The sequence below is a fragment of the Metapseudomonas cellulosilytica genome, assembly GCF_049334135.1.
Taxonomy (GTDB): Bacteria; Pseudomonadota; Gammaproteobacteria; order Pseudomonadales; family Pseudomonadaceae; genus Metapseudomonas.
This window is the reverse complement of record NZ_JBHZGN010000022.1, coordinates 23436-35841: the sequence shown is the minus strand read 5'-3', so window position 1 is coordinate 35841 and position 12406 is coordinate 23436. Positions and strand designations below refer to the sequence as shown.

The window sequence follows — 12406 nt, the reverse complement described above, 5'->3', positions numbered from 1 at the left end:
CGGAGCGATACCCATGCGGACAGGGCTGATGGGTTTCGCTTCGCTCTACGCCATCCTACGAACTGGTGCGCGCGGCGCACCCTACGGGACCTCCGTTCCCGGATTGCATCCGGGCTACACACTGTCAGCGCGGTTGCTTGAGGCACTCCACCAGGGCGCTGCGCCAGTCCGGCAGGGTCACCTGCCAGTCCCGCGCCAGCTTGCTGCCATCCATGCGGGAGTTGAGCGGCCGCTTGGTCGGCGTCGGGTACTCGCTGGAAGGAATGGCCACCAGACGCCCACAAGGCTTGCCCGCAGCTTTCAGCTGTTCCGCGATGGCGCTGGCAAAGCCGAACCAGGAAGTCTCGCCCTGGTTGGTCAGGTGGTACACGCCCCAATGACCGTTGCCCGCCTGCCACTTCTCCACCAGCTGGGCCGTGGCCTGGGCGATGCTGCCGGCCCAGGTCGGCGCACCGATCTGGTCGTCCACCACGCGCAGCTCCTCGCGCTCCTGCAGCAGGCGCTGCATGGTGAGCAGGAAGTTGCGCCCGTGCAGCGAATAGACCCAGCTGGTGCGCAGGATCAGGTGCTCACCGCCAACGGCCTGGATCGCCTGTTCGCCGGCAAGCTTGCTGCGGCCATAGGCGCCCAGGGGGTTGGTCGGGTCGTCTTCGCGGTAGGGTTCAGCCTTGTCGCCGTCGTAGACATAGTCCGTGGAGTAGTGGAACAGCGGAATGCCCAGCGCCGCCGCTTCCTCGGCGAGTACGCCGGGAGCCGTGGCATTGATCGCGAAGGCCGCTTCTGGCTCGCTTTCCGCCTGGTCCACCGCCGTGTAGGCGGCAGCGTTGATCAGCAGGTCGGGCGACTCGGCTCGCACTTGCTGGCGGATCAGCTCGGGCTGGGCCAGATCGAGCCGGTCACGCCCCAGGGCGACCACCTCGGCCTTGCCGGCGAGGATCAGCTGCAGCTCCCGCGCCACCTGGCCGTTGTTGCCGGTGATGAGGATCTTCATTCGAAAACGTCCGCATCCTTGAAGTTGACCCCGGCCTTGTCCTTGGCGGACAGCTGCGGTGCCTCTGCGAGCGGCCAGTCGATGGCGAGATCCGGGTCATCCCAGCGGATGCTGCGCTCGTGCTCGGGCGCGTAGTAGTCGGTGGTCTTGTAGAGGAACTCGGCGTAGTCGCTCAGCACCAGGAAGCCATGGGCGAAACCCTCGGGCACCCAGAGCTGGCGCTTGTTCTCGGCGGAGAGATGCACCCCCACCCAGCGGCCGAAAGTAGGCGAGCTGCGGCGCACGTCCACCGCGACGTCGAACACCTCCCCCTGGACCACGCGCACCAGCTTGCCCTGTGCCTGTTGCAGCTGATAGTGCAGGCCGCGCAGGACGCCGCGCTGCGAGCGCGAATGGTTGTCCTGGACGAACTCACGCTTGAGGCCGGTAGCGGCCTCGAAGGCGCGGGCATTGAAGCTTTCGAAGAAGAAGCCGCGCTCGTCGCCGAATACGGTGGGCTCGAGGATCAGGACTTCAGGAAGGGCGGTAGGTTTGGCAATCACGGGGTTTCACCTGCGATCTTGAACAGGTACTGGCCGTAGCCGGTCTTGCCGAAGGCCTTGGCCCGGAGCAGCAACTGCTCCTTGTCGATCCAGCCGTTCTGGAAGGCGATCTCCTCCAGGCAGGCGATCTTCAGGCCCTGGCGATGCTCGATGGTCTGCACGTACTGGGAGGCTTCCAGCAGGCTGTCATGGGTGCCGGTATCCAGCCAGGCGAAGCCACGACCGAAACGCTCCACGCGCAGGTCGCCGCGCTGGAGGTAGGCATTGTGGATATCGGTGATTTCCAGCTCGCCCCGCGCCGAGGGTTTGATGCCCTTGGCGATGCCGATCACGTCGTTGTCGTAGAAGTAGAGGCCGGTGACCGCGTAGCTGGATTTCGGCCTGGACGGTTTTTCCTCGATGGAGACCGCGCGGCCCTGTTCGTCGAACTCCACCACGCCGAAGCGCTCCGGGTCGCTCACCCAGTAGCCGAAGATGGTGGCGCCGCCAGGAGCACGGGCGGCGCGCTGGAGTTTCTCGGTGAAGTGCTGGCCGTGGAAGACGTTGTCGCCGAGGATCAGGCACACCGGGTCGCTGCCGATGAACGCCTCGCCAATCAGGAAGGCCTGGGCCAGGCCATCCGGCGACGGTTGCACCGCATAGCTGAACTGCAGGCCGAACTGGCTGCCGTCCCCCAGCAGGTTGCGAAACTGCGGCAGGTCCTGGGGGGTGACGATGATCAGAATTTCCCGAATACCGGCGAGCATGAGCACCGAGATCGGGTAGTAGATCATCGGCTTGTCGTAGATCGGCAGCAGCTGCTTGGACACGCCCAGGGTGAGGGGATGCAGGCGGGTGCCGGTGCCGCCGGCGAGGACTATGCCTTTCATGCCGATGCTCCAAGGCGTTCGCGTTGGTAGCGGCCATCCTGCACACGGCGGCACCACTCCAGATTATCGAGGTACCAGCGCACGGTCTTGCGCAGGCCGCTGGCAAAGGTTTCCTGCGGCACCCAGCCGAGTTCCCGCTCGATCTTGCCGGCGTCGATGGCGTAGCGCCGGTCGTGGCCCGGGCGATCCCTGACGAAGGTGATCAGGTCATCAAAGCGGTCGATGCCGGCCGGCTTCTGCGGCGCCAGCTCTTCCAGCAGGGTGCAGATAGTGCGCACCACATCGAGGTTCTTCTGCTCGTTATGGCCGCCAATGTTGTAGGTCGCGCCTACTTCTCCGCGCATAACCACTTCCACCAGGGCGCGGGCATGGTCCTCGACGAACAGCCAGTCGCGGATCTGCTGGCCATCGCCGTACACCGGCAACGGCTTGCCTTCCAGGGCGTTGAGGATCATCAGCGGGATCAGCTTTTCGGGGAACTGGCAGGGGCCGTAGTTGTTCGAGCAGTTGCTCAGCAGCACCGGCAGGCCGTAGGTGCGGTGCCAGGCACGCACCAGGTGGTCGGATGCGGCCTTGCTCGCGGCGTAGGGCGAGCTGGGGGCGTAGGGGGTGTTTTCGGTAAAGAGGTCGTCCGCGCCGTGCAGGTCGCCATACACCTCGTCAGTCGAAATGTGGTGGAAGCGGAAGGCGGCCTTGCGCCCCGCGTCCAGCCCCAGCCAATAGGCGCGCACGCTTTCCAGCAGGCTGCAGGTGCCGACCACGTTGGTCTGGATGAAGGCGGCAGGGCCGTCGATGGAGCGATCGACATGGGATTCGGCGGCCAGGTGCATCACGGCATCGGGCTGGAAAACATCCAGCGCGGCACTCACGGCCTGGCCGTCGGCGATATCGGCCTGGAGGAACTGGTAGCGCGGGCTCCCGGCAACCGAGGCCAGGGATTCGAGGTTGCCGGCGTAGGTCAGCTTGTCGAGGTTGAACACCTCGTGCCCAGTCTCGGTCAGCAGGTAGCGAATCAGCGCCGAGCCGATGAAGCCGGCTCCGCCGGTGACCAGGAGTCGCATGTGCATTCCCAGCGTTGAAGAGTGTGCCTGTGGGGCGGGTAGGCCCGCGTCCCGTTACCCTGGCTGCACGTTCAAGGCCGAGGACCCGGCCCGGCTCATTCAGCCTGAGCGGGTACCCAGTGCCTGCGCATCACCAGGATTGCAAGGATACCGCTGAGGACGCCCACCCCGTTAGCCAGCATGTCGCCCCAGGACGCGGTGCGCAGCGGCTCCAGCCCCTGGACCAGCTCGATCCCCACCGAGGTTGCCAGTGGGCCCAGCATCAACCAGAGAAACGGCGTGCGGGGAAAGGCCAACCAGGCGCTGACCGTCAGGCAGGCGAAGCCGGCCCAGTGGTGCAGCTTGTCCTGGTTGCTGAAGGCCTCGGGCACCGGATTGCTGCGCAGCCCGGCCACCAGGATCACCAGCAGCACGGCGCAGAATGCCAGGCGGGCGAGGCGGGTGGTCCAAACCGGATTCATTCCACCACCTTGTCGAAGTTGCTGTGGAACATGTCGATGTTGCGCCCCTCGGTCAGGCTGTAGAGCGAGTAGCTGCGGCCCAGCGCCGCACCGCCGTCACGGGTCAGCGGCGACCACACCAGGTTGGCACGGCGCATGGTGGAGCTGGCCATCAGCTCGTCGAAGGGAATCGAGAAGTAGATGCCCTTGGTGAAGCTACCCTCGCCGTATTCTTCTTTGGTGACATTGGTGAGGGTCATGTAGCCGCCGAAGCGCACGCCATTGCGGAATTCACGCGAGACGTCGAAGGTCACGCCGTAGTCCCGGGCCAGGTAGCGGCCCACGCTGACAGCAGCGAGGATGTCCTCGAAAGGCATGCGGTAGTAGCCGGTCACATGGCCGGTCATCACGTTGTAGTCGCGCAGGCCGAAGTCCTGCTCGAAGTCACGCTGTTGCACCCAGTTCCAGTTAGCACCAACGGCCCAGCGTTCTCCCATGGGGCGATACAGCAATTCCCCACCCACGCCTGCGAACATGGATTCCAGATAGCCGCCGTAGGCCATGCCGTAGAGGTCCTCGTCCAGCTGCTTCACCTTATTCAGCTGGAAGACCGGCAAGGTCACGTCCGAGGTGGTCATGTACTCGCGGATAAAGGTGCGCACCCGCGGCAGGTTGCTCGGCGCGGTGAACTTGAACTTGTCGAAGTTGTTGACCAGGTCGGTGCTGAGCATTCCGTTCCACCAGAGGTCACGCTGGAAGCGGTATTCGGCGGTCAAGTCGGCGCTGAACTGGTAGAGGATGAAACCGTCGGGGCCACCGACGTTCTGCTTGTAGCCCAGGCCCAGGCCGTAGGTGAAGGGCGACAGCTCCTGAGCGAACAGCTCCTTCTCCTGATGCGGCACGGGGGCGTTCTGTTCGGTGACGCGACGCAGGTCCTCGATGGGACGGTCCTTGTTCGCCACTTCGCGGAAGGTTTCGCGGGGCAGGCTGATTTCCTGTACCGGCAGGCCATTGCGGCTGTCGACCACAGTGAACCAGTCGATCTCGTCGTTCACGCTGTTGTCGAGAATGCGCGCGGCACGGCCCACGGCCTTGGGCTGGTGGAAGTAGCGCGTCTGCTCGCCGTAGACGATCAGCTCCGAGTCGCGCTGGGCGATGCGCTCCACCCGGTAACCCGCATTGTTATTCAGCCGCTGGGCCACATTGGCCCACTTCACATCTTGTGGCGCCACATTGGGGCTGCTGGCCGGCACCGGCTCGGCCGGTGGGTCGAAGCTCTTGGTCGGTGCCTTGCGGGTGGCGAAGTTGGTGTGCAGGGTGATGCCGAACATCGCGGTGTTGCCGCGTTCCCAGGCGGCGTGCAGGTCCACCCAGTCGCTGGCCTTGAACACCAGGCCCAGGTTGATGGGGGAGTCCTGTACCTGATTGTTGTTCAGCGGCTCGTTCTGGTAGTCGTTGCCCTCGTACTCGATCTTGATCGAGAGCGGTTCCCAAGGTGTCTGGTAGTTCACACCGCCGAAGAAGGACGGGCTGCCACGGAAGTACTGGTTGCCGTTGAATTCACCAGCGTTCGAAACGCCTGCGTCTGGTCCGGGGCGCTCATCGAACTTGCTATTCAGCGCTCCGAACGGATTGTCGATATCCCCTCGGTTACCGAGATAACCCCAGGCCAAACCCAGGCTGAAGTCGAAGTCGCCTAAGCGCTTGTTGCCGACGAAATATTCGCTGGAGAAAAGGCCCGTACCACCAATATCCCGACCGCCTACGGCCACTTCCGGTAACCAGTGACTTTCCTTGAGCAGGCGCAGCTTGGCATCGATGGCTTTGTCTTTGGCACTCTGATTGCCGCTTAGCTCTTCGGGGCCGTACTTGCGGTTGCTGATGGCGGTATAGCGGAAACTGCCCTCCAGCCAGTCGAAGGGCTGGAAGGACACGCTGTAGCGGCTGTACGGATCGGTGCGGTTGGCGTTCACCGACAACTCGCCGGCCTGGGCCATGCGCGCGGTGGGGGTCTGCAGTAGTCCCACGCCACCGAAGTCGCTCTGGGTATAGCGCGGTTCGGCCTGGGCGCAGGTGGCGCAGCCCAGCAGTAAGCAGGGGAGGAAGTGGCGCTTCACGGGGCCACCTCCAGCGGTTGGGTGCCGATCAGGGTGGCAAATTCCGCGTTCAGGTCCGGCGTCGGGTCACCCAAGCCGGCGCTGCGCACCGGCACAAAGATGCGGGCACCGGGCGCTGGTGGCGGCGCCTCCTGGCGATTCCACAGGGCGATCCCCTGGCGCTGCACGCGGCCATCGGGCTGCACCACGAAGAGCTCGTCCAGATCGGCCTCGGCATGCCGGGGGCAGGCATCCATATAGTCGCGGGCGGCTTGCATTGGCACGAAGGGCAATTCGCACTCCGCCAGCACCGCCCCCTCCACGCGCACGTACGCGGGCCGCGCGGGGTAGATCAGGCGGTCACCCGGACTGAGCTTAGGGTTGTGCTCGCGGTTCAGCTCCACGGTTACCGGATCGAGTTCCGCCACGCTTCGGCCGGTCACAGGCATCGCCTGCACCTTTTCGGTCAGGCGTTTGGCCAGCTCCGCCAGGGCTGGTCGGTTGTCCAGCAGTGCGTTGCGCTCCAGGGTGGCCAGGTCGAACAGGACTCCCAGTTTCAGACGTGTTTGTTCCTCGCGCAGGGGGCGATGCAGCCAGGCGGCACCCAGCATGTAGGCCGTGGGGCGCACCTGTGCGGGCAGCAGGACATCATTCAGGCGGGTGTTCGCCGTCACGGGGTATTGGCCGGGCGCGGCGGCATCGCCCTCGACCGTCACGGTCGGCGCGGCACTCACTGCGCAAGCGAAAAGGGCGCTGCACAACAGCAGCCAGGAAGCGGGAAAGCTCATGTTGAAATCGGTTTAACCATCTGTAGGAGCTAGCCTGCTGGCGAATTCTTTCGCCGCACCTATAAGGCTTGCCTCCAGGTTTATGCGTTTACAGGTTGACCATCGCTCACTCGCCCGCATGCCCCGGCCGTAACGGGCGCACCTGCACGATGCGCAAGGGCAGTTCGGGGGTGACATGCTGGATGCTGGCCATGATGAAACCGTCTGCCGGGTCGACCCAGTACTGGTTACGGGCCGAGAAGCCCAGCTCCGGCGCCTCGATATGCTCATCCACCCGCAGCAGCTCCAGGTCGCGGTCCAGGATGCGTATGGTTTCCAGGCCCTGCTTCTCGAAACGGCTGAGCAGGCGTACCCCCACCTGGTAGCGGCTGTTGAAGTCCAGGGTGCGCTCGGTAGTCAACCCATCCGGAATGCGGTGCAAGCCGGTGCGGAAGGGCGACTCGCCGACGAAGCGGGTGCCGTCGAGGTTGTCATTGAACCCCACGGAGCGGATGGCCAGGCCATCCTCCATCATCAACACCTGCTGGGTGGAGGCCAGCCAGAACTGGACACCTTCCTGCCGGCGCACCAGCGCCATTACCGCTTCCCCGGTGGGGGCGGTAATCACGATCTGGTAATAGGGAACGGCTTCAACCTGTTCGCGGGTCAGCTCCAGGGGCTGGGGCCCCTGGGTGGCGGCCTTGAGGGTGTCCCAGCTTGCCCTCATCAGGGGGTTGCAGGCACTCAGCAGCAGGACGGCAAGCGGCAGCAGGGCCAGGCGTGCAATCTTCACGTCGTTGGCTCTCAGTTGCTGTTGTCGCCTAAGTCATCCTGAATGGCGACCCCGGTGCGCAGCAGGTTGGCGGTGGGGAACACCTGGCTGATAAAGCGATTCCAGCGTGTGACATCCGCCGGGCCCACATAGACGATGTCCTGCGGTTGAAGCTTGAAGTGCTCGGCCACAATAAAGGCGGACGGCGACTTGAGGTTGAGCTGGTAGACCTTGGCGACATCGCGCTGCAGGTCGTCCACCCCACGGATCACATACACCTCCTTGCCGCTGGAGGTTTCCTGGCGCAGGCCTCCAATGCTGCCCAGCGCTTCGGTGAGGCTCATATTGGAGCCCTTGAAGGTAAGGGGCCGGGCACTGTTCACCTCACCCAACAGATAAACCTTCTTGTTGTCGTTATAGGGCAGGTGCAGTTGGTCGCCTTCTTTCAGATAGATGTTGTGCAGGATGGAGTCCTTGCGGTTCAGCGTATCGAGGTCGATCACGTATTCGCGGCCATCACGCTTAAGCACCAGGCCGGCAATATCTGCAGCACCGGCTTGTATGCCTCCCTGACCCACGGCATCCAACAGGCTGAGTGGGGTGTTGGTGACCGGTACGGGGCCGGTCTTGCCAAAGGCACCGGAGAGAATCACCTTCTGGCTGGCAAAACGCAGCACGCTCACATCCACCTGCGGCTCGGTTACCACGCTGGTGAGGCTTGAGGCGATCAGGGCGCGCAGCTCTTCGATGGTTTTTCCCGCGGCTTCCACATTGCCCACATAGGGGTAGAACAGGGTGCCATCAGGTCTTACCAGTCGACCGTTGGCCTCGATCTGCTGCTGGGGGCCGGAGGGCGCAGTGAGCTCCGGGTGGTCCCACACGGTGATGTAGATCAGGTCGCCGGCCCCGATGCGGTATTCGCCGGGCTGATAGCTCAGCAGCTCGGGTGCCACCTTCGCACCATTCATGCCGTTCTCGATGGCCACCAGCTTCGGCGTGATGGGCACCAGCTCGATACGGCTGCTCTCTGGCGAGCCCTCGCGCACCAGGTTGCCGGAATCCATGTGTTGGCCGGGGGAGAACATACAGCCTTGCAGGGTGAGGCCAAGCAGCATGGCCAGGGGAAGTGCGCGGTTCATGTCGGGTGGTCTTGTGCGTGGACCCAGGCGATGCCGGCAGCGGCAGGGCCTGACTCGGATTCAGGGTCAAGGGTTACAGAGTTGATGTCCTGGCCAGCGTGGGCGTGCCTGGAGGCTGCATACAGAAGCGCAGACAGGTTTGGCAGATGTGACGATCAACCAGGGCCGGAAGTTACTGGCCCAATGCGAAACCTCCCGGCAGTGCCGGGAGGTTTCAGGGTGCAGCTACCAAGCGCAAGGCTTAGTTGGTGGTGCCGGAAGTACCGCTGGTGCCGCTGGTACCGGTGGTGCCGCCAGCGCCCGGGGTGCTGTCGTTGCCGCCACCGCTGCTGTTGGAGGCGGCAACACCGGCCGCGATGGCTGCAGCGCCAATGGCCAGGCCAGTTCCCACGGTCACGCCACCGGCGATCGGGGTGGAGAGGGTCAGGCCAGAGGTGGAGCCAGGAGTGCCGGCAGAGGCTTCTTTGGCAGTTTCTTTGCCAGCGCCCTTGGTGGCAGGTTCAGCGGCCATCAGGGGAGTACTGATTGCGGCGATGATTGCCAAGGTCAGAAGTTTTTTCACGTTCTTGCTCCTGTGTTTGAGCGGTTTGTCCCTAAGGAACGGTTGGTGTCGAAGGTTATGGGTAAAGTGCTATCAATGCAAGCTGAAACAGATCTGCGGCTAGTTCACGGAGTATGTCTTGGGATACCGGCATTAGTCATTCTCCAACGTGCCAAGTGAGCTAGTTTGTTCTCGACTTCGTCGAATCTGGCGTTGCCTGGGGCAAACAGGTCGAGTAGCCACTGGGATTGGACGACTGCCATCTCCAAGCATCAGCCATCATTTGCTGCAGGCCCCGTTTTGCGCGCCAGCCAAGCTCTTTTTCTGCACGCATTGGATCAGCCCAACTCTCGCCAATATCGCCCGGTCTGCGGTCGACTATCTGGTAGGGCACTTTGCGCCCACTCACTTGCTCGAATGCTCGGATCATCTCCAGGACGCTGTAACCCTGACCCGTGCCCAAGTTCCAGATATTGACACCAGCCTTTGTACTTATTTTTTCGAGGGCTTTCAGGTGTCCTTCTGCAAGATCGACGACATGGATGTAGTCGCGCACGCCGGTTCCATCTACGGTAGGGTAGTCACCTCCGTATACAGATAGTTGCTTTAGCTTTCCAATTGCCACTTGGCTTATGTAAGGAAGCAGATTGCTTGGTATCCCGTTGGGGTCTTCGCCTATCAAGCCGCTAGAGTGCGCACCAACTGGATTGAAGTAGCGCAATAGGGCGATGCTCCAGCGCGAGTCGGCCATCGCCAAGTCTTGCAGAATCTGCTCAACCATGAATTTGGAGCGACCGTAGGGATTGGTAAGAGCACCTGTCGGGAAGTCTTCCCGGACTGGTACCTGCGCAGGCTCACCGTAAACGTTTGCGGTAGAACTGAACACAAGGCGAAATATCCCAGCACTGGCCATGGCTTGGCATAGCGTAACGGTGCCAGCGACATTGTTTTCGTAATAGGACAAGGGATTGCTAACGCTTTCATTCACTACCTTGAGTCCAGCGAAGTGCATCACCGCGGAGATACGGTAGGAAGAAAATAACTCATCCAACAAGCCTCGGTCACGGATGTCGCCTTGGATGAATTGAGGCGATTTTCCGCATATCCCCTCAATCCGCAGCAGAGACTCAACTGAGCTGTTGCAGAGGTTATCCAGAACCACTACCTCGAAACCAGCCTGAAGTAGGGCCAATGTGGCGTGAGAGCCAATATAGCCGGCGCCGCCGGTTACCAGGATTTTACTAGTCACTAATCAACGTCCTTTGTTATTGCCTGTTACTTGGGCGAGCTTTTCTTTGAATAGCAACCAGGCAAACTGACTATTGGTTGTCAGGTAGCGTTTCCACATCCGCCCAGGCTCCTGAATAACTCGGTACAGCCACTCTAATCCCCAATTTTGCATCCATAAGGGAGCACGCTTTACCTTTCCGGCAACAACATCAAAGGTACCCCCTACGCCCATCACAAAGGTGACGCCCAACTGATCACGCCACCGATTGATGAAGTTTTCCTTCTTGGGAGAGGTAATCGCCACAAACAGCAACTGAGCTCCTGAGGCTCGGATCTTATCCACCATGGCCGCTTCGTCATCCCAGAAATAGCCATTGTGGTAACCCGCAATCTTCAGACCCGGATAGAGTGCTTGTACCTTGGACGCAGTTGTGGCGACCACTTCATCCCGCGCGCCTAGCAGATACACAGAGAGACCTTCCTTGGCGCTCATGGCCAATAGCTCATGGAAAAGGTCAACTCCAGCGACCCTTTCGCGCACCTTGTGGCCCAGGAAGCGAGCACCAACGACCACGCCCATACCATCAATGTTGATGATGTCGCAGGAGCGTACCGACTCACTAAGCTGTGCATCTCGGCGCATATTCACCAACTTGGCCACGTTGACCACAACGTGTTGGGTGAAACGACCGGCAACGACTGCGGTACGAATTGCCTGAACGGTCTCTGCCATGCTGGCCTCGTCCATCGGGCAGCCCATTACTTCAATTCTTCGCATGATCCAACTCGGCGCGGTAACGGTTGTAGAACGCCAGGGAATAGTAAGCCCAGGCCTGAGTCCAGCGGGTGTAGTTGATGCTGTTGGTTAGCCACCGGGTCTTCTGATAAATGAATTGCCCTTTTTGAGGTAGGTAAAGAAGGCTGATCGCTCGTTTCACCACTTTGTCGCATAGCGCTAGATCAGCGGGCGTTCCCCCAACTTTTAGCAATGTGAAGATGGCCTGGGCAAAACTATGCATGTCGATAGGGTACACGCCGTTGTTGTAGTACTTAGCCGTACCATCCTCTGTGAAGAAGGTATCGACGTAGTAGCGATATCCTTTGGCGATGCAACCATCGAACTCGGACGTGCCCAGTGCATCACGCAAGAGGCAGAGGGCTTCAAGGTTGTAACCAGTATGGAAACCGTCGATGAACTGATGATGGTGGCGGGCACCATACACCCACGAGCCGTCTGCAGCTTGTTCCTGTACTGATTGGCGGGCAACGCGCATTGCTTGCTCAATCAACGCCGAATCACCCAACTGCTTCCCAGCAAATGCACACCAGGCCGCACCCCAGAGGCTGGCGTTGTGCACGAATGCCCGTTCCCCAGGGATGTAGGCATAGAAACAGCGGCCATCGGCTTCGGTGTAAAGGTGGGTAGTGATGAAGCGCGCGGCATCCAGCGCTGTCTCAATCAATGCGTTATTGCCATCAACCTTGCCAAGTTCGAAGAGCGCCCGTGCGGCGTAGCAGGTTGTGATGATGTTTGGCTTACCTACCGGTACATAAAATGCGCGTGCTTGCCAATCGAAGTGATAGCCCCAGCAACTGTGCTTCCACTCTTGGGAGGAACTACGCTGAGCCAGTAGCCATGAGGCCAAGTCGCGAGCTTCCTGCAGGAAGGGCTCTTCGGCGGTACGTTGATAGTCTTGCAATAAGCCGGAGATGAACAGACCAACACCTTTCGGATTTCGTCTCTTGGGCACGCATAGCAGGGGGCGAAGGTTCACCGGGGACCGTTTACCCAACTGCAGCCATGCGAGCCTCACCCACTCACTGCGATAGAGTGGTGTGGCTTGCAGCAAGCGACTGTTCAACGAATCGAATGGGTCGTAGCCGGCAAATTGCTCAGCGCGAATGGAGTCCAGTAACTTTGAGTTGAGCGAAATTAGCTTGTCCATAGCGAACAAGGG

At 61.4% G+C, this 12406-nt stretch carries 13 protein-coding genes; all 13 read right to left on the bottom strand.

Annotated elements, in window-relative coordinates; all coding sequences use genetic code 11:
* Nucleotides 1-124: 124 nt before the first annotated feature.
* The 13 genes from rfbD to ACFW0H_RS23145 all read right to left on the bottom strand — a co-directional run bounded on the left by rfbD (nucleotide 125) and on the right by ACFW0H_RS23145 (nucleotide 12403).
* Nucleotides 125-991 (bottom strand): dTDP-4-dehydrorhamnose reductase, encoded by an 867-nt coding sequence (rfbD, locus tag ACFW0H_RS23205; protein ID WP_422916205.1) that lies wholly within the window; start codon nucleotides 989-991, stop codon nucleotides 125-127.
* Nucleotides 988-1533: a dTDP-4-dehydrorhamnose 3,5-epimerase gene (gene rfbC / locus ACFW0H_RS23200; RefSeq protein WP_422916204.1), complete on the bottom strand. Its 546-nt coding sequence runs from the start codon at nucleotides 1531-1533 to the stop codon at nucleotides 988-990. The genes rfbD and rfbC overlap by 4 nt, the downstream gene beginning before the upstream one ends.
* Nucleotides 1530-2402, bottom strand: coding sequence for a glucose-1-phosphate thymidylyltransferase RfbA (rfbA, locus tag ACFW0H_RS23195; RefSeq protein ID WP_422916203.1), 873 nt, complete (start codon nucleotides 2400-2402; stop codon nucleotides 1530-1532). The genes rfbC and rfbA overlap by 4 nt, the downstream gene beginning before the upstream one ends.
* On the bottom strand, nucleotides 2399-3463 hold the full coding sequence (gene rfbB, locus ACFW0H_RS23190) for a dTDP-glucose 4,6-dehydratase (RefSeq protein WP_422916202.1): 1065 nt from the start codon (nucleotides 3461-3463) through the stop codon (nucleotides 2399-2401). The genes rfbA and rfbB overlap by 4 nt, the downstream gene beginning before the upstream one ends.
* 95 nt (nucleotides 3464-3558) lie before the next feature.
* On the bottom strand, nucleotides 3559-3924 hold the full coding sequence (locus ACFW0H_RS23185) for a VanZ family protein (protein WP_422916201.1): 366 nt from the start codon (nucleotides 3922-3924) through the stop codon (nucleotides 3559-3561).
* Nucleotides 3921-6020, bottom strand: coding sequence for a YjbH domain-containing protein (locus ACFW0H_RS23180; RefSeq protein ID WP_422916200.1), 2100 nt, complete (start codon nucleotides 6018-6020; stop codon nucleotides 3921-3923). Before ACFW0H_RS23180 ends, ACFW0H_RS23185 begins: the two co-directional genes overlap by 4 nt.
* The gene (locus tag ACFW0H_RS23175) at nucleotides 6017-6787 is read right to left on the bottom strand and encodes a capsule biosynthesis GfcC family protein (protein ID WP_422916199.1); all 771 of its coding nucleotides are present in this window, start codon (nucleotides 6785-6787) and stop codon (nucleotides 6017-6019) included. The genes ACFW0H_RS23180 and ACFW0H_RS23175 overlap by 4 nt, the downstream gene beginning before the upstream one ends.
* 106 nt (nucleotides 6788-6893) lie before the next feature.
* On the bottom strand, nucleotides 6894-7559 hold the full coding sequence (locus tag ACFW0H_RS23170) for a YjbF family lipoprotein (RefSeq protein ID WP_422916198.1): 666 nt from the start codon (nucleotides 7557-7559) through the stop codon (nucleotides 6894-6896).
* A gap of 11 nt (nucleotides 7560-7570) precedes the next feature.
* Nucleotides 7571-8677, bottom strand: a complete 1107-nt coding sequence (locus ACFW0H_RS23165) for a polysaccharide biosynthesis/export family protein (protein WP_422916197.1) — start codon at nucleotides 8675-8677, stop codon at nucleotides 7571-7573.
* 241 nt (nucleotides 8678-8918) lie between these two features.
* Nucleotides 8919-9239 carry a hypothetical protein gene (locus tag ACFW0H_RS23160; protein ID WP_422916196.1) on the bottom strand — a complete coding sequence of 107 codons (321 nt, stop codon included), beginning with the start codon at nucleotides 9237-9239 and terminating at the stop codon, nucleotides 8919-8921.
* 160 nt (nucleotides 9240-9399) lie between these two features.
* On the bottom strand, nucleotides 9400-10467 hold the full coding sequence (gene galE / locus ACFW0H_RS23155; RefSeq protein WP_422916195.1) for a UDP-glucose 4-epimerase GalE: 1068 nt from the start codon (nucleotides 10465-10467) through the stop codon (nucleotides 9400-9402).
* A gap of 3 nt (nucleotides 10468-10470) precedes the next feature.
* Nucleotides 10471-11226: a WecB/TagA/CpsF family glycosyltransferase gene (locus ACFW0H_RS23150; RefSeq protein ID WP_422916194.1), complete on the bottom strand. Its 756-nt coding sequence runs from the start codon at nucleotides 11224-11226 to the stop codon at nucleotides 10471-10473.
* Nucleotides 11213-12403: a prenyltransferase/squalene oxidase repeat-containing protein gene (locus ACFW0H_RS23145; RefSeq protein ID WP_422916193.1), complete on the bottom strand. Its 1191-nt coding sequence runs from the start codon at nucleotides 12401-12403 to the stop codon at nucleotides 11213-11215. The genes ACFW0H_RS23150 and ACFW0H_RS23145 overlap by 14 nt, the downstream gene beginning before the upstream one ends.
* Nucleotides 12404-12406: the final 3 nt, after the last annotated feature.